This is a genomic window from Pseudomonas atagonensis (genome assembly GCF_011369485.1).
Classification (GTDB): domain Bacteria; phylum Pseudomonadota; class Gammaproteobacteria; order Pseudomonadales; family Pseudomonadaceae; genus Aquipseudomonas; species Aquipseudomonas atagonensis.
Map to the genome: position 1 here is coordinate 48,300 of NZ_VXCA01000034.1, position 16,775 is coordinate 65,074.

The window sequence follows — 16,775 nt, forward strand, 5'->3', positions numbered from 1 at the left end:
GGCCTCAGCGGTTGGCATCGTTGTGGGTCATGGCGGTGTAGAACAGCCACGACACCAACAGGATGATCAGGAAGTACACCAGCGAAAACGCCGCCGCCGGCCCCAGGTCGAATTGGCCTACGGCCATCTGGGTCAACGTCTGACTCAGGAAAGTCGTGGCATTGCCCGGCCCGCCGCCGGTGAGTACGAACGGCTCGGTGTAGATCATGAAGCTGTCCATGAAGCGCAGCATCACCGCGATCAGCAACACGCTCTTCAGCTTGGGCAATTGGATGTGGCGGAACACCGCCCACGCCGAGGCGCGATCAATGCGTGCGGCCTGGTAATAGACGTCGGGAATCGCCCGCAGCCCGGAGAAACACAGCAGCGCCACCAGTGAGGTCCAGTGCCAGACGTCCATCACCAGCACCGTCACCCAGGCGTCCATGGTGTTGGCCGCGTAGTTGTAGCTGATGCCCATCGCGTTAAGGCTGGAGCCGAGCAGACCAATGTCGGCACGGCCGAAAATCTGCCAGATGGTGCCGACCACGTTCCACGGAATCAGCAACGGAATCGCCAGAATGATCAGCACCACCGACGACCAACGGCCCTTGGTCGGCATGGTCAGCGCGACCGCAATGCCCAGCGGGATTTCGATCAACAACACGCACGCCGAGTAAATAAACTGGCGCAGCAGCGAATCGTGCAGGCGCGGGTCGAGCAGCACTTGTTTGTACCAGTCGGCGCCGACGAAATAGCGGCTGGACTGGTCGAAGATGTCCTGCACCGAATAGTTGACCACGGTCATCATCGGGATCACCGCACTGAACGCCACCAGCAGGAACACCGGCAACACCAGCCACCAGGCCTTGTTGTTCTGCACCTTGTTCATGGCTGCACCTCGGTACTGTCGGTGTCTTCGAGAAGGAACTCGTCGGCATAGACCATCAGCCACTGCGCCGGAAAACTGATGTACGCCGTGCCCTGCGGCACCGGTTTGTCTTCGGCCAGACGCACTTTCAGCGGCGCGCCGTCGAGGTTGAGGGTCATGATCTTGTAGGTGCCAAGGTCTTCGACGTGTACGACTTGTGCCTGCATCGCGTCGTCAAACGGCTCGTCCCACACGTGAATGAACTCGGGGCGGATGCCGACCTTCAGATTTTTCCACTGGCCGTGTTCGATATGGCGCTGCAAGGCCTCGGACAGCGGCAGATGCGTCGACGCAAATCCGACGCCGCCCGGTTGCGGCTGCACTTCAATCAGGTTCATCCCCGGGCTGCCAATGAAGTAGCCGACGAAGGTGTGGCTCGGCCGCTCGAACAATTCCCGAGGCGTGCCGAACTGCACAATCTGGCCGCCGTACATCACCGCGATCTTGTCGGCGAAGGTCGAAGCCTCCAGTTGATCGTGGGTGACGTAGACCATGGTGATGTTGAACTGCTCGTGAATCTGCTTGAGCTTGCGCCGCAGTTTCCACTTCAGATGCGGATCGATCACCGTCAGCGGTTCATCGAAGAGGATTGCCGAAACGTCGTCGCGCACCAATCCACGGCCCATCGAGACTTTCTGTTTTTCGTCGGCGGTGAGGTTGCGCGCCTTTTTGCTCAGCAGATTTTGCAGGTCGAGAACCTCGGCAATTTCCTGCACCTTGCTGTGCACCTTCGCCTCAGCCATGCCCTGATTGCGCAGCGGGAAGGCCAGGTTGTCGAACACGGTCATGGTGTCGTAGACCACCGGAAACTGGAAAACCTGAGCGATGTTGCGCTTCTCCGGCGTCAGGTCGTTGACCGCTTTGCCGTCGAACAACACGTGGCCTTGCGAGGGGCTGAGCAGGCCGGAAATGATGTTGAGCAAGGTCGATTTGCCGCAACCCGACGGCCCCAGCAAGGCGTAAGCGCCGCCCTGCTCCCAAACGTGATCCATCTCGCGGATCGCGTAATCCTCCGCGCCGCTCGGGGTTTTGCTGTAGCTGTGGGCGAGGTGCTGCAAACGGATTTCGGCCATCAGGCAACCCTCGCGACACGCCGGCCCGGTGCTTGCACCAGACGACCCTGCGCATCGAAAACGAACAGTTTGTGGGTCGGGATGTAAATGCGGATCGGCGCATCGACGTCGTATTCGTGAACACCCGGCAGATGCAGCACCAGCAGGAAATGCTCGTTGCGCACGTGCAGGAAGGTTTCCGAACCGCTGATCTCGGCGACTTCAACGGTCACCGCCAATTCCAGATCGTCGTCATTGCTCGGCACCAGCGAGATATGGCTGGGGCGCACGCCAAAACGGAACTCGCCCTCGCCCACCGGTCGCAGGTCAACGTTCAGCGGGAAATGCACAAAATTTGCGAAGCTGACTTCGTTGCCGGCGATGCGCCCCGGCATCAGGTTGATCGGCGGTTCGGAGAACAACTCCGCCGCCAGCACCGTTTGCGGCTGGTGATACACCTCGGTCGACGGGCCGCTCTGGATCACCCGGCCTTCATGAAGAATGGTGGTGGTGCCGCCCAGCGCCAGCGCTTCGTTAGGCTCGGTGGTGGCGTAGATGGCGATGGTGTGGCGCAGCTTGAACAGCTCGCGCATTTCCTGGCGCAGTTCTTCGCGCAGTTTGTAGTCGAGGTTGACCAGCGGCTCATCGAACAGAATCAGTTCGGCATCCTTGACCAGCGCCCGGGCCATGGCGGTGCGCTGTTGCTGACCACCGGAAAGTTCCAGCGGATAACGCTGCAGAAACTTCTCGATGCGCAGCATCTTCGCCGTTTCCTGCACCTTGCTGTGGATGATGTCTTTGGCGATCCCGGCCTGACGCAGTGGCGAGGCGATGTTCTCGAACACGGTCATGGTCGGGTAGTTGATGAACTGCTGATAAACCATCGACACGTTGCGTAAACGTACCGGACGTTGGGTGACGTCGACGCCGTTCATCAGGATGCGGCCGCTGTCGGGCTTGTCCAGACCGGCCATCAGACGCATCAGACTGGTCTTGCCGGACAGTGTGCGCCCGAGCAAAACGTTGAAGGATCCAGGTTCGAATTTCAGGCTCGCATCGTCGATCCAGGTCTGGCCCTCGACGGTACGGCTGACGTGCTCCAGGGTGAGTGACATGGCTCGGCCTTTTTATTATTGGAGTCAAGCGACCTGTGCACAGGAGCGAGTTTCGTGCCAGAAAAGGCAAGCTGTTGATTTGTCGTGAAATTCGCTGAAAACGTGGAGAACAGGCGTTCATTGCTGAACACATTTGAACAGTGGGGCGATTGACAATGAACAATAGTGAACAACACTCTATGAACGCTTTTTGCCCAATATCATGAACGCTGAAGATCCAAATGTGGGAGCGGGCTTGCTCGCGAATGCGGTGTGTCATTCACTGGATGGGTGACTGATACTGCGCTTTCGTGAGCAAGCCCGCTCCCACAGTTGATCTGTGTGGTGTTCAAGAGACGGGTTCATAACAACAATAAAAATCGCTGCATCAGAGGCCCACTGCCATGGCCGCACCTGCCCCGCCGCTGTCCCACGACGCGATCGTCCAGCATTCCTGGCAACGTTGCCGCGCGTTCGGTCTCGACCACCAAAGCACGCCGGCCTTCGATCAATTGCCCGCCGCCGGCATTACCCATCTGCTCGACCGCCATCATTCGCTGGTGCAGACCACGCACCAGGAAGTCCTGCCCTATTACGAAAACATCCTGAGCAATTCCAATTGCCTGATCATGCTCGCTGACAATCAGGGCCAGGTACTGACGTCGTGGGGCACTCAGCGCTTTATCGAGCCGAACCTGGCCCGTGGGTTTCAGGCCGGTGCGAGCTGGATGGAGCGCGCCAGCGGCACCAATGCAATCGGCACCGCACTGGCCTGCGAGCAAGCCGTGCACATCGAACACGATGAACACTTTCTCAAGGCCAACCGCTTCATGACCGGTTCTGCCGCACCGATTTTCGATGCCGAGCGCAAAGTCATTGCCGTGCTCGATGTCTCCAGCGACAGCTACCTGCCGCCCTCACACACGTTGGGCATGGTCAAGATGATGAGCCAGACCGTGGAGAACCGGCTGATCCTCAACCTGTTCCATGGCCAGCATTTTCAATTGACCTTCAACACGGGGTTGAACAACCTCGACAGTCAGTGGGCCGGGCTGCTGATTTTTGATGAAAGCGGTCAGGTGCTCTCGGCCAACCGCCGGGCCGACAATCTGCTCGGTGTTCGCTTGTCGCGGGTCAGCGTCGAGAGTCTGTTCAAGGTGTCGTTGCTGGAGTTGATCAATCAGCCAGACGGCTTGCCGTTCGCCTTGCAAACCTCTGGACGCAACCGTTTCCAGTGTTTGTTGAAGCGGCCAAAACAGGCGCCGATTCAGGCACGGGTGTTTACCGCCGAAGCCACCAAACCGCCCGCCCCCACAACGATCAGCCTCAACAGCCTGCATTTCGGCGACAGTCGCGTGGAAAAAGCCGTGCGTCAGGCCGAACGCTTGCTGGAAAAAGACATTCCGTTGCTGATTCATGGCGAAACCGGCGTCGGCAAGGAAGTGTTCGTCAAAGCCCTGCATCAGGCCAGCTCCCGCAGCAAACAGGCATTCATCGCCGTCAACTGCGCAGCGATCCCCGCCGAGCTGGTGGAATCCGAACTGTTCGGCTACGAGAAAGGCGCGTTCACCGGCGCCAATCAGAAAGGCAGCATCGGCCTGATCCGCAAGGCCGACAAAGGCACGCTGTTTCTCGACGAAATCGGCGACATGCCACTGCCGACCCAGGCGCGGTTATTGCGGGTTTTGCAGGAGCGTTGCGTGCAACCGGTGGGCAGCAGCGAGCTGTTCGCGGTGGATTTGCGGATTATCTCGGCGACCAACCGATCACTGCGCGAACAGGTGCAGTTGGGGCGTTTCCGAGAGGATTTGTATTACCGCATTGGCGGGCTGACGCTGGAGTTGCCGCCACTTCGGGAGCGCAGTGACAAGGAGGCGTTGTTTAAGCGGCTGTGGGAGCAGCATCGTGAGCCGACGCAATGGGCGGGATTGAGCCAAGAGGTGCTGGAGCTGTTCAGCCGTCATCCGTGGCCGGGGAATTTGCGTCAGGTTAGTAGTGTGATGCAGGTGGCGTTGGCCATGGCCGAGGAACAACCGGTGCGGCCGGAGCATTTGCCGGATGATTTTTTTGTCGATCTGGAGATGGAGCCGGTTGAGAGCGCGCAGCCGCTGGGATTGGATTTGAATGATGTTGAAGCATTGAACCGGGAGTTGAAGGCGGCCGGGGGGAATATCTCGCACTTGGCCAGAAGGCTGGGCGTTAGTCGAAACACGCTTTATAAGCGGTTGCGGCAGATTGAGGGTTGAGTGAATCCCACGCCCCTCATCGGAACGCCGCCCGCCCAGCCCTCTCCCAGAGGTAGAGGGAGCCGACCGAGGTGTCTGGCGCTGGACATCGACCTGAAACATCGTGGCGATTATGGATTCGGCGCACATCGTTCAGGTCGGTGTATCTCGTGAATAGCCCCCAATCAGTCCCCTCTCCTGGGGGAGAGGGCTAGGGTGAGGGCGAAAAGGCCGGCTCAACACGCGCAGTTGAAACTGCCGCCAATGTGCGCAGCCCAATCAGCACCACCACCATCATCATCACCCCCGCGCCAATCGCCACGCCAAACCCTGCTCGTGCACCAAAAGCATCGATAACCACCCCCGCCAGCATGCCCCCAAGCGCCACACCGATGCTGATGCCGGTGGTCATCCACGTCAGCCCTTCGGTCATCCTTGACGGTGGGATGATGATCGTCCCCAGCTTCATGACCACAACCATGGTCGGCGCAAACGAGATGCCGGCGATAAAGAGCATCGCCGACAGCACATAAACGTCCGGTGAGAAGATCGGCAATACGCCGGTGACTGCCGTGACCAATATCCCGATAAAGAACTGTTTTTCAATCGCCAGCGAAACCCGCAACGCGCCGAAGGTCAGGCCCGCCACCAGCGAGCCGAACGCATAGGCGGCGAGGATGAAGGTGGCAGACGCTGGCCAGCCCTGGGCATTGGCGAACGCCACGACGGCAACATCGATTGCTCCACCGATAACGCCCATCGCCAACAACGCGAGGACAATGGTGCGAACGCCGGGGATCAGCAGGGTCGATCCGCTGTTTTTCCGGTTGCCCGCCACTACTTTCGGTTCGGTCTGACGCTGCATGAGAAACGCCGTCACGCCTACAGCCAGCAGCGCCACCGCCACCAGCGGCCCGGCCTCCGCGAAAAAGCTCACGCTCAAGCCGATCGCCAGCGGCGGGCCGATGATGTAAGCCAGTTCGGTGAGGACTGTGTCCAGCGAGAACGCGGTGTGCAACTGCGGCTTGCCACGGAACAACTGCGTCCAGCGGGCGCGGATCATGGACGGCATGCTTGGCATTGTCCCCGCCAGTGCCGCCAGCACAAAAAACAACGCGGCGGGCGCCTTCAGGTGCACGGCCACAATCAGCGCCAGCAACATGACGATGCTGAAAACCGTGACAACGGGCAGCACGCGACTCTGACCACGCTGATCAACCTGCTTGGAGATGCGCGGGCCAAGCAGCGCATTGGCCAGGGTAAACGTACCGGCGACTGCGCCGGCCAGCCAGTAAACGCCGGTCTGCTGCACCAGCATGGTGATGATGCCGATGCCGATCATTGCCTGCGGTAATCGGGCGATGGAACTCGCGAGCACCAATCCCGTTGCGCCGGGGGTTGTCAGGAGTTCGCGATAGTGGTTTGCCATGATCTCTCCGTTCCGAATCGTCGCCGCTCAGATTCCGGCTGAGCGCGTTGCCGACATCAAGACCTACGCGAACATCAAAAGCAATCCCTCACCCCAGCCCTCTCCCGGAGGGAGAGGGAGCCGACCGAGGTGTCTGGCGTTGTACATCGACCTGAGAGATTGCGTCGATTATGGATTCGGAGAAAAGCTTTCAGGCCGGCGTATTTCTTGAACATCCCCCAATCAGTCCCCTCTCCCTCCGGGAGAGGGTTAGGGTGAGGAGCTCTTTTCGCAGCCAAACAAAAACCCGCACAAAGCGGGTTTTGTTTTGAAGCCAAACACAGCGATCAGTCAGCCAAACGCCAGGTAGTCCCACCCTTGCCGTCTTCCAGCACCACGCCCATGGCAGTGAGCTGGTCGCGGATGCGGTCGGATTCGGCCCAGTCTTTACCCGCCCGTGCTGCCAGACGCGCAGCGATCAGCGCGTCAACTTCAGCCGCATCGACACGCCCTTCGGCGCCGGCCTGGAGGAATTCATCGGCCTCCAGTTGCAACACGCCCAGCACGCTCGCCAGCTCTTTCAGACGCGCCGCCAGACCGGCCGCCGCATCGAGATCGCTCTCGCGCAGACGGTTGATCTCACGCACCATCTCGAACAGCACCGCGCAGGCTTCAGGGGTGCCGAAGTCGTCGTTCATCACCGTGGTGAAACGCTCGACGAACGCTTCGCCACCGGCCGGCGCCACGTTCGGCAGGCCTTTCAACGCGTGGTAGAAGCGCTCCAGTGCGCCCTTGGCGTCCTTGAGGTTGTCTTCCGAATAGTTGATCGCGCTGCGGTAGTGGCTCGACACCAGCAGGTAACGCACGACTTCCGGGTGGTACTTGTCGAGCACGTCGCGAATGGTGAAGAAGTTGTTCAAGGACTTGGACATCTTCTCGCCATTGATACGGATCATGCCGCAATGCATCCACGCGTTGGCGTAGGTCTTGCCGGTGGCCGCTTCGCTCTGGGCGATTTCGTTTTCATGGTGCGGGAACTCGAGGTCGCTGCCGCCGCCATGAATGTCGAAAGTCTCGCCGAGGCAGCAGGTGGACATCACCGAGCACTCGATGTGCCAGCCCGGACGCCCGGCGCCCCACGGCGATTCCCAGCTCGGCTCGCCCGGCTTGACGCCTTTCCACAGTACGAAGTCCAGCGGATCTTCCTTGGCTTCGTCGACTTCGATCCGCGCGCCGATGCGCAGGTCTTCGACCTTCTTGCGCGACAGCTTGCCGTAACCCATGAACTTCGCGACGCGGTAGTACACGTCGCCATTGCCCGGAGCGTAGGCGTAACCCTTGTCGATCAGGGTCTGGATCATCGACAGCATGCCCGGGATGTGGTCCGTGGCACGTGGTTCCATGTCCGGTTTGAGGATGTTGAGGCGCGCCTCGTCCTCGTGCATTGCGGCGATCATGCGCTCGGTCAGCGCGTCATACGGCTCGCCGTTCTCGCGGGCACGATTGATGATCTTGTCTTCGATGTCGGTGATGTTGCGCACATAGGTCAGGTTATAACCGCTGAACCGCAACCAGCGGGTCACCAGGTCAAACGCGACCATGCTGCGGCCGTGGCCGATGTGGCAGTAGTCGTACACAGTCATCCCGCAGACGTACATGCGCACATTGTTGCCATCCAGCGGCTTGAAGACTTCTTTGCTCTTGGTGAGCGTGTTGTAGATCGTCAGCACTTTAAATTTCCTTGACGCAGAATCACTGGCCCCACGAATCACGCAGGGTCACGGTACGGTTGAATACCGGCTGACCTGGTTTCGAGTCCTTGATATCCGCGACGAAGTAGCCTTCGCGCTCGAACTGGAAACGGTCTTCCGGCTGTGCGTTGCCCAGCGAGGGTTCAGCACGACAACCGGTCAGCACTTGCAGTGAGTCAGGGTTGATGTTGTCCAGGAAACTCGCGCTGTCCTCGGCCTTCTCCGGGTTCGGAGAACGGAACAGGCGATCGTACAGACGCACTTCGCACTCGATGCTGGCAGCGGCCGGCACCCAGTGGATCACGCCTTTGACCTTGCGACCTTCAGGGTTCTTGCCCAGGGTGTCCGGATCGTACGAGCAACGCAGCTCGACGATGTTGCCGTCGGCATCCTTGATCGCTTCGTCGGCACGGATCACGTAGCTGCCGCGCAGACGCACTTCGCCGTTCGGCTCCAGGCGCTTGTAGCCCTTTGGTGGCTCTTCCATGAAGTCATCGCGGTCGATGTAGATTTCACGGGCGAACGGCAGCTTGCGAACGCCGAGTTCTTCTTTCTGCGGATGACGCGGCAGTTCGAGGTTCTCGACCTGATCTTCCGGGTAGTTGGTGATGACCACTTTCAACGGACGCAGCACGCACATGGCGCGCGGTGCGTTCGCGTCCAGGTCCTGACGGATGCTGAACTCGAGCATGCCGAAGTCGACCACGCCGTCGGAACGGTTGGTGCCGATCATGTCGCAGAAGTTGCGGATCGACGCCGGGGTGTAGCCACGGCGGCGGAAGCCCGACAGCGTCGACATGCGCGGATCGTCCCAGCCATTGACGTGTTTCTCGTCCACAAGCTGCTTGAGCTTGCGCTTGCTGGTGATGGTGTAGTTCAGGTTCAGACGGCTGAACTCGTACTGACGCGGGTGCGCCGGCACTGGCAATGCGTCGAGGAACCACTCGTACAGCGGACGATGGCTTTCGAACTCGAGGGTGCAGATCGAGTGGGTGATGCCTTCGATGGCATCCGACTGACCGTGGGTGAAGTCGTAGTTCGGGTAGATGCACCACTTGTCACCGGTCTGATGGTGATGAGCGTGGCGGATGCGGTACATGATCGGGTCGCGCAAGTTCATGTTTGGCGAGGCCATGTCGATCTTGGCGCGCAGCACGCGGGCGCCGTCCGGGAACTCACCGGCGCGCATGCGGGCGAACCAGTCGAGGTTCTCTTCTACCGAACGGTCGCGGAACGGGCTGTTCTTGCCCGGCTCGGTCAGGCTGCCACGGTATTCCTTGGCTTGCTCTGGGGTCAGGTCGTCGACATAGGCCTTGCCGGCCTTGATCAACTCAACGGCCCAGTCGTGCAACTGGTCGAAATACTGCGAGGCGTAGCGCACTTCGCCGGACCATTCGAAGCCCAGCCATTTGACGTCGCTTTCGATCGCGTCGATGTATTCCTGGTCTTCCTTGGCCGGGTTGGTGTCGTCGAAACGCAGGTGCGTGACGCCGCCGAACTCCTGGGCCAGGCCGAAGTTCACGCAGATCGACTTGGCGTGGCCGATGTGCAGGTAGCCGTTGGGCTCAGGCGGGAAGCGGGTGACGATCTGCGTGTGCTTGCCCGAGTCCAGGTCTGCCTGGATGATCGGCCGCAGGAAATTGACCGGCACGGCAGGGCCGGACTTGGCATTCGAGGTAGGGTCGACAGTGGGCTTGCTCATAGGATCCTTGACTTACAGGTGCGCGGCCGCAGAGGGGCCAGACAAAACAAAGCCGCTATCATAGCCGATGCTGTCAAGGGGCTGACAGAGCAGGCCCCATAAAGGAGTGCATTTAATCGCAGGGATTTGGAAAAACAGCCTCGAAATTCGCGTCTGTCACGCTAAACTGCGCACCTTGGCCTTCACGGGCTGAACCGGTAAGGGGCGAAATGTCCCGATACCCACGAATTCCTTATAAAGAGTAGCGATCATGACTCAAGTAAAACTGACCACCAACTTCGGTGACATCGTCATCGAACTGAACGCCGAGAAAGCCCCGATCACCGTGGCCAACTTCATCGAGTACGTGAAAAAGGGTCACTACGAGAACGTCGTGTTCCACCGTGTGATCAAGGGTTTCATGATCCAGGGCGGCGGTTTCGAGCCTGGCATGAAAGAAAAGAAAGACAAGAGCCCAAGCATCCAGAACGAAGCCGACAACGGCCTGAAGAACGAGAAGTACACTCTGGCCATGGCTCGCACCATGGATCCGCATTCGGCATCGGCGCAGTTCTTCATCAACGCCACCGACAACAGCTTCCTCAACCACACGGCGAAGACCGCTCAGGGCTGGGGTTACGCCGTATTCGGTAAAGTGGTTGACGGCACCGACGTTGTCGACAAGATTGAAGGCGTGTCGACCACTTCCAAGGCCGGCCACCAGGACGTACCAGCAGACGACGTGATCATCGAGAAAGCCGAGATCATCGAAGCGTGATATTGCTGATTTCAGACTTGCATCTGGAAGAGGAGCGCCCGGACATTACCCGGGCGTTTCTGGATTTGCTCGCCGTACGCGCCCGCTCGGCGAGTGCGTTGTACATTCTGGGCGACTTTTTCGAGGCGTGGATTGGCGACGACGCCATGACCCCCTTCCAGCGTTCCATCTGCCAGGCCCTGCGCGAACTCAGCGACAGCGGTACGGCCATCTTTCTGATGCACGGCAATCGCGACTTCATGCTCGGCAAGGCCTTCTGCAAACAGGCCGGCTGCACGCTGTTGAAGGATCCGAGTGTCGTGCAGTTTTACGGCGAACCGGTGCTGTTGATGCACGGCGACAGCCTGTGCACCCGCGACGTCGGCTACATGAAGCTGCGGCGCTATCTGCGCAACCCGATCACGTTGTTTATCCTGCGCAACCTGCCGCTGAGCACCCGCCACAAACTGGCGCGCAAACTGCGCAGCGAAAGCCGAGCGCAAACGCGGATGAAGGCCAATGACATTGTTGATGTCACGCCTGAGGAAATCCCGCTGATCATGCAGGAATACGGCGTGAAAACCCTGATTCACGGGCATACCCATCGACCGGCGATCCACAAGTTGCAGCTCGGCGATCAGGCGGCGAAGCGCATTGTGCTGGGGGACTGGGATCGTCAGGGTTGGGCGTTGCAGGTGGATGAGAACGGGTATGCGTTGGCGCCGTTTGACTTTGCGCCACCGCCAGCACTGCCCGCTCCCGCCACCGCCTGATCGTTCCCACGCTCTGCGTGGGAATGCAGCCCGGGACGCTCCGCGTCCCATGCCGAAGCGGACGCGGAGCGTCCATTGAGGCATTCCCACGCAGAGCGTAGGAACGATCCTGCCGGACTTAGTGACCGCTGGCGGCCGGGCCTGCCTTGGCAGCAAACGGCGGTTTCGCCAGCCATACAATCAGAATCAAACCCATGAACCCCCACCCGAGCAGCGTGAAGTAATCCACGGTGGAGAGCATGTACGCCTGGCTGGTCAGAATCTGATCCATCTGTGCATAAGCCGATTGGCTCGCACCGCCTAAATGATTCAAGGTCTCGCGGGTCGCCGGTTCGAAAGTGCTGATGCTCTCGCTCATATACGCATGATGCTGATCGGCCCGGCGAATCCAGATCCACGTGGTCAACGAAGCCGCGAAGCTACCGCCCAGCGTCCGCAAGAACGTCGCCAGACCAGCGCCATCGGCAATCTGGCTCGGCGGCAAGTCCGACATCAAAATGCTCAAGGTCGGCATGAAGAACAGTGCCACGCCAATGCCCATGAACAGCTGCACCAGAGCGATGTGCTGGAAGTCCACCTCGTTGGTAAACCCGGCGCGCATGAAACAGCTCAAGCCAATCGCCAGAAACGCCAGCCCGGCCAGCAAGCGCAGGTCGAACTTGTTCGCGTACTTGCCGACAAACGGTGACAGCAGCACCGGCAGTATACCGATCGGCGCCACGGCCAAACCGGCCCAAGTCGCGGTGTAGCCCATCTGCGTTTGCAACCATTGCGGCAGGATCAGGTTGATGCCGAAAAACCCGGCGTAACCCAACACCAGCACCAGCGTGCCGATGCGGAAGTTGCGGTGGGCGAACAGCCGCAGGTTGACCACCGGATGCTGGTCGGTCATTTCCCAGATCACGAACACCGCCAGCGCGATCACCGAAATCGCCGCGCCAATGATGATGAAGTTCGACTCGAACCAGTCCAGGTCATTACCTTTGTCGAGGATCACCTGCAACGCGCCGACGCCAATGATCAGCGTGATCAGACCGACGTAGTCCATCGGCTGACGGCTGGTTTCCACCGGCCGTTTGGCCAATTGCGAACGCACCACCATCACCGCGAAAATGCCAATCGGCACGTTGATGAAGAAGATCCACGGCCAGCTGTAACTGTCGGTAATCCAGCCACCGAGAATGGGACCTGCAATCGGCGCGACCACCGTAACCATCGCCAGTAACGCCAGGGCCATGCCGCGCCTCGCGGGGGGATATACGGCGATCAACAGGGTTTGCGTCATCGGGTACAACGGCCCGGCGACCAGACCTTGCAGGACACGGAAGCCGATCAGTTCCGGCATCGACGTGGAGATACCGCAGAGGAACGAAGCGAGCACAAACAGAATGGTCGCCCAGAGAAACAGCTTCACCTCGCCAAAACGCCGACTGAGCCAACCGGTCAACGGCAGCGCAATCGCGTTACTCACGGCGAACGAAGTAATCACCCAGGTGCCCTGCTCCGAACTCACCCCCAGGTTGCCGGAAATCGTCGGCAGCGCCACGTTGGCAATGGTGGTGTCGAGCACTTGCATGAACGTCGCCAGCGACAGGCCAATGGTGCTGAGCAACAGGCTGGGCGGCGTGAAAGAGGCGTTATTGCTCATTGTGAATCCTTTGGAACCGGGAGGGTGCTGCGCCAGTTACAGGCACGACTGCCCTAATGGGAGCGAGCTCTTGTGGCGAGGGGATTTATCCCCGTTGGACTGCGCAGCAGTCCCTTTTTTCTGGATCAAAAGCGGGGCCGCTTCGCGACCCAACGGGGATAAATCCCCTCGCCACAAAAGTACTCACTCACAGGAAGTGGTATCAGCGTTGCGCGGTCTTGCTCACCGCAGCGCTGTTGTCGTGGATCAGCTGCGCAATCATCGCGTCGGCTTCGGCCAGTTGGCGGTCGTAGACGTTGGTGCTGAACGAGGCTTTTTGCGGTGGTTGCTGCGCCAGCACCGGGCCGCTCTGGTCGTGCAGGTTCACTTCAACGTTGGTCGACAGGCCGACACGCAACGGGTGTTTGGCCAGTTCTTCGGCGTTGATGTGAATGCGTACCGGCACTCGTTGCACGATCTTGATCCAGTTACCGGTGGCGTTCTGCGCAGGCAACAAGGCAAACGCGCTGCCGGTACCGGCGCCGAGGCTGTCGACGGTGCCGCTGTATTTCACGTCGCTACCATAGATGTCGGACTCGATGTCGACCGGCTGACCGATGCGCATGTCACGCAGTTGGGTTTCCTTGAAGTTGGCGTCAATCCACAACTGATCCAGCGGAATCACCGCCATCAGCGCGGTGCCCGGCTGTACGCGCTGACCCAGTTGCACAGTGCGTTTGGCCACGTAACCGGTGACCGGCGCGATCAAGGTGCTGCGGGCATTGGTCAGGTAAGCCTGACGCAGATCGGCGGCGGCCGACATCACGTCCGGGTGCGACGAAACCACGGTGTCATCCACCAGCGCACTGGTGGTTTTCAGTTGCTGTTTGGCGTTGGCCAGGGCGTTCTGGGCCGAGGTCAGGTCGTCGCGGGCGTGGGACAGTTCTTCCTGAGAAATCGCCCCGCCCTGCGCCAGGTTCTTCCGGCGGTTGTAGTTGTCCTGCGCTTTCTGCACTTCCGCCTGTTGCGCGTTGACCTGGGCTTTCATGCCATCGACGTTGCTGTACAAGCCGCGCACTTGACGCACGGTGCGCGCCAGTTTCGCCTGGGCACTTTGCAGGCCGACTTCGGCGTCGTTCGGGTCGAAGTTGATCAGCACCTGACCTTCGTGAACCAGGTCACCATCGTCAGCACCAATGCTGACCACGGTGCCGGTCACCAACGGAGTGATTTCCACCACGTTGCCGTTGACGTAGGCGTCGTCGGTGCTTTCGTTAAAGCGACCGATGAACTCGTGATACGCCCAGACGCCGGCACCGGCGAGGAGGACGACAACGGCCAGTACCAGCAGCATGACTTTGCGCTTGCGCGGGTTGCCGGTGTCGGGGGTGTTGCCTTGAGCTTGGGTGTTTTCGGCAGTGGCCATGACAAATACCTTGAATTAGTTGTGCGGCGTGGCTGGGCTGGCGTTGGCTGCGGTCAGGGTTTCACCCTGGAAGCCGCCGCCCAGTGCTTGCATCAGTTGAATCGACAGGTCGATCTGCTCGGCATTGAGGTTGGCCAACTGACGCTGGGCCTGCAGCAACTGCTGCTCGATGCTGAGCACGTCCAGGTAGTTGCCGATGCCGGAACCGTAACGCTGGACGACGGTGTTGTAAGAATCCTGAGCAATCTCGGTGGCGTGTTGCTGCGCACCGATCTGCCGGCCGATGTCACGCAACTGGTTGATCGTGTCGCTGACATCGCCCAGGGCTTTCACCAGACTTTTGTTGTACTGCGCCACCGCCAGATCGTAATCGGCGTCGCGCGCATCGAGGTTGGCGCGCAGGCGTCCGCCGTCGAAGATCGGCACCGAAATGGTCGGGGCAATGTTGAAGAAGCGACTGGCCGACCCGAACATCGCGTCACCCAACAAAGATTCGGCACCGGCCGAGGCCGTGAGGTTCAAGTTGGGATAGAACTGAGTCTTCGCCGAGTCGATGTCTTTGCTCGCCGCTTCGACGCGCCAGCGGGCAGCGACCAGATCCGGGCGACGACCGAGCAGCTCCGCCGGCAACACCGACGGCACCGCGACAGCACTGGTCTGCAGGACTTTCGGGCGGGCAATTTCATTGCCGCGATCCGGGCCTTTGCCGAGCAAAACGGCCAGCGCGATTTTGGCGCTGTTCAGGCGTTTTTCCGCGTCGATCAGGCTGGCTTCGGAGCTGGCCTCAAGGCTTTGCGTTTGCTGGAACTGGTACTGACTGTCGATCCCCGAACTCAGGCGGCGCTGGCTCAAATCGAGCATCTGTTTGGTGCGCTTGAGGTCGTCGTTGGCCAGGTCATAAACGATGTGCGCCTGACCCAGATCGCTGTAGGCACGGGCGACGTCGGCGGCCAGCGTCAACTGCGCGGCCTGACGGTCGACTTCAGCGGCACGGGCCTGACCGAGTGCGGCTTCCCACGCATCGCGCTGGCCACCCCACAGGTCGAAGTTGTAATTGAAACCGGCGCTGACGTTACGCACAGTGGCGTAGGCATCGCCCTGCCCGCGCGGATCCTGATCCTTGGCCAGCCGCGAACGGCTGATGCCGGCGCTGGCGTCGAGGGTCGGATAACGTGCGGCGTCGGCCGCATAGGCTGCGGCGCTGGCCTGATGGGCGCGTGCTTCGGCGATCTGCATGTCCGGGCTGTCGTGCAGGGCTTCGCGGATCAGGCCGTCGAGTTGCGGATCGCCAAGGCTGGTCCACCAGTCGCTTTTCGGCCAGGCAGCCGGCGACAGAGTCACGCCGTTGAGGGATTGGCCGACTTTCAGGCTTTTCGCATCGAGGTTCTGGCCGTGGGTGTCGAGGCCGCTGTAGTTGGCGCAACCGGCGAGGATCATCGCCGACAGCACCAGTGTCAGGCTGCTGCGCAAGGTTTTACCGCTCATTGTGTTCACCTAGCCGCTGGAGGGTGATCGGGTCACCGGCTGCCAGCAGAATTTTCTTGAGGATGTATTCCAGGGTTTTCAACTCGTCCGGGGTGACGGCGCCCGCCAGTTCATTCATCGCGTCGGCACCGATGTGCGGCAGGCGATCGGCCAGTTGCTGGCCCTGCCCGGTGAGCTTGAGCTGCACCTGACGACGATCGCCTTCGCTGCGTTGGCGAACCAGGAAACCTTTCTGCTCCAGACGATCGAGCATGCGCGTCATCGAACCGCTGTCCAGCGACAGGTGCCGGCACAGCTCGGCCGGGGTATCGACGCCGTACTGGGCCATGATGATCAACACCTTGAACTGCGCGGCGGTGATGCCGTGGGGTTCCATGTGGGTGTCGATGATCTTGTCCTTGAGCAGCGCAGCACGGCCAAGCAACAGGCCGAGATGGCAATGTTTGAATTCGTCCGGGGTGAAATGCTTCATGTACTCACCTAATAACTGCCTAGGCAGTGAATGTATGTCGAGATGTTACTGCCTAGGCAGCGAATGTCAACGTAATAGTTAGGTTGCTTTGTAATTAGTTGACCAGCGGACTGG

Annotated in this window: 13 protein-coding genes; 3 read left to right on the forward strand and 10 right to left on the reverse strand. The window is 60.1% G+C overall.

Features of this window, described 5'->3' with window-relative positions:
- Nucleotides 1-4: 4 nt before the first annotated feature.
- From F2P67_RS22805 to F2P67_RS22815, 3 genes are read right to left on the reverse strand one after another with little or no spacing between them, the layout of a single operon-like run.
- Complete coding sequence (locus F2P67_RS22805) at nt 5-871, reverse strand: carbohydrate ABC transporter permease (protein WP_166224028.1); 867 nt, start codon at nt 869-871, stop codon at nt 5-7.
- On the reverse strand, nt 868-1,983 hold the full coding sequence (locus F2P67_RS22810) for an ABC transporter ATP-binding protein (protein ID WP_166224031.1): 1,116 nt from the start codon (nt 1,981-1,983) through the stop codon (nt 868-870). The genes F2P67_RS22805 and F2P67_RS22810 overlap by 4 nt, the downstream gene beginning before the upstream one ends.
- Nucleotides 1,983-3,077 (reverse strand): ABC transporter ATP-binding protein, encoded by a 1,095-nt coding sequence (locus F2P67_RS22815; protein WP_166224034.1) that lies wholly within the window; start codon nt 3,075-3,077, stop codon nt 1,983-1,985. The genes F2P67_RS22810 and F2P67_RS22815 overlap by 1 nt, the downstream gene beginning before the upstream one ends.
- A gap of 383 nt (nt 3,078-3,460) precedes the next feature.
- Between F2P67_RS22815 and F2P67_RS22820 the strand changes: the two genes are divergently transcribed.
- Nucleotides 3,461-5,302, forward strand: coding sequence for a sigma-54-dependent Fis family transcriptional regulator (locus tag F2P67_RS22820; RefSeq protein WP_166224037.1), 1,842 nt, complete (start codon nt 3,461-3,463; stop codon nt 5,300-5,302).
- Nucleotides 5,303-5,492: 190 nt separating this feature from the next.
- On the opposite strand, the gene F2P67_RS22825 is transcribed toward F2P67_RS22820, so the two are convergent.
- From F2P67_RS22825 to F2P67_RS22835, 3 genes are all read right to left on the reverse strand, one after another.
- On the reverse strand, nt 5,493-6,710 hold the full coding sequence (locus F2P67_RS22825) for an MFS transporter (RefSeq protein ID WP_166224040.1): 1,218 nt from the start codon (nt 6,708-6,710) through the stop codon (nt 5,493-5,495).
- 326 nt (nt 6,711-7,036) lie between these two features.
- The gene (cysS, locus tag F2P67_RS22830) at nt 7,037-8,419 is read right to left on the reverse strand and encodes a cysteine--tRNA ligase (protein ID WP_166224044.1); all 1,383 of its coding nucleotides are present in this window, start codon (nt 8,417-8,419) and stop codon (nt 7,037-7,039) included.
- Between the two features lie 22 nt (nt 8,420-8,441).
- On the reverse strand, nt 8,442-10,142 hold the full coding sequence (locus tag F2P67_RS22835) for a glutamine--tRNA ligase/YqeY domain fusion protein (protein ID WP_166224047.1): 1,701 nt from the start codon (nt 10,140-10,142) through the stop codon (nt 8,442-8,444).
- 250 nt (nt 10,143-10,392) lie between these two features.
- Here F2P67_RS22835 and F2P67_RS22840 point away from each other — a divergent pair, with 250 nt between their 5' ends.
- Together F2P67_RS22840 and lpxH are read left to right on the forward strand one after the other, a co-directional pair.
- Nucleotides 10,393-10,899, forward strand: a complete 507-nt coding sequence (locus F2P67_RS22840) for a peptidylprolyl isomerase (protein WP_166224049.1) — start codon at nt 10,393-10,395, stop codon at nt 10,897-10,899.
- A complete protein-coding gene (gene lpxH / locus F2P67_RS22845) occupies nt 10,896-11,651 on the forward strand; it encodes a UDP-2,3-diacylglucosamine diphosphatase (RefSeq protein WP_166224052.1) in 756 nt (251 codons plus the stop codon). The genes F2P67_RS22840 and lpxH overlap by 4 nt, the downstream gene beginning before the upstream one ends.
- A gap of 118 nt (nt 11,652-11,769) precedes the next feature.
- Here the strand turns inward: lpxH and F2P67_RS22850 are convergent, their stop codons facing one another.
- From F2P67_RS22850 to F2P67_RS22865, 4 genes are all read right to left on the reverse strand, one after another.
- Complete coding sequence (locus F2P67_RS22850; RefSeq protein WP_166224055.1) at nt 11,770-13,299, reverse strand: DHA2 family efflux MFS transporter permease subunit; 1,530 nt, start codon at nt 13,297-13,299, stop codon at nt 11,770-11,772.
- Nucleotides 13,300-13,501: 202 nt separating this feature from the next.
- On the reverse strand, nt 13,502-14,704 hold the full coding sequence (locus F2P67_RS22855) for an HlyD/EmrA/EmrK family protein (protein ID WP_166224058.1): 1,203 nt from the start codon (nt 14,702-14,704) through the stop codon (nt 13,502-13,504).
- A 15-nt stretch (nt 14,705-14,719) separates the two neighbouring features.
- Nucleotides 14,720-16,189: an efflux transporter outer membrane subunit gene (locus tag F2P67_RS22860; RefSeq protein ID WP_166224061.1), complete on the reverse strand. Its 1,470-nt coding sequence runs from the start codon at nt 16,187-16,189 to the stop codon at nt 14,720-14,722.
- The gene (locus tag F2P67_RS22865; RefSeq protein ID WP_166224064.1) at nt 16,179-16,661 is read right to left on the reverse strand and encodes a MarR family winged helix-turn-helix transcriptional regulator; all 483 of its coding nucleotides are present in this window, start codon (nt 16,659-16,661) and stop codon (nt 16,179-16,181) included. Before F2P67_RS22865 ends, F2P67_RS22860 begins: the two co-directional genes overlap by 11 nt.
- Nucleotides 16,662-16,775 lie beyond the last annotated feature (114 nt).

Excerpts from the sequence above, each read along its gene's own strand:
- F2P67_RS22825 (WP_166224040.1), bottom strand. The coding sequence starts at position 6,710 with ATGGCAAACCACTATCGCGAACTCCTGACAACCCCCGGCGCAACGGGA.
- F2P67_RS22815 (WP_166224034.1), bottom strand. The coding sequence starts at position 3,077 with ATGTCACTCACCCTGGAGCACGTCAGCCGTACCGTCGAGGGCCAGACC.
- F2P67_RS22865 (WP_166224064.1), bottom strand. The coding sequence starts at position 16,661 with ATGAAGCATTTCACCCCGGACGAATTCAAACATTGCCATCTCGGCCTG.
- F2P67_RS22820 (WP_166224037.1), top strand. The coding sequence starts at position 3,461 with ATGGCCGCACCTGCCCCGCCGCTGTCCCACGACGCGATCGTCCAGCAT.
- F2P67_RS22860 (WP_166224061.1), bottom strand. The coding sequence starts at position 16,189 with ATGAGCGGTAAAACCTTGCGCAGCAGCCTGACACTGGTGCTGTCGGCG.
- F2P67_RS22840 (WP_166224049.1), top strand. The coding sequence starts at position 10,393 with ATGACTCAAGTAAAACTGACCACCAACTTCGGTGACATCGTCATCGAA.
- F2P67_RS22850 (WP_166224055.1), bottom strand. The coding sequence starts at position 13,299 with ATGAGCAATAACGCCTCTTTCACGCCGCCCAGCCTGTTGCTCAGCACC.
- F2P67_RS22855 (WP_166224058.1), bottom strand. The coding sequence starts at position 14,704 with ATGGCCACTGCCGAAAACACCCAAGCTCAAGGCAACACCCCCGACACC.
- F2P67_RS22805 (WP_166224028.1), bottom strand. The coding sequence starts at position 871 with ATGAACAAGGTGCAGAACAACAAGGCCTGGTGGCTGGTGTTGCCGGTG.
- F2P67_RS22810 (WP_166224031.1), bottom strand. The coding sequence starts at position 1,983 with ATGGCCGAAATCCGTTTGCAGCACCTCGCCCACAGCTACAGCAAAACC.
- F2P67_RS22835 (WP_166224047.1), bottom strand. The coding sequence starts at position 10,142 with ATGAGCAAGCCCACTGTCGACCCTACCTCGAATGCCAAGTCCGGCCCT.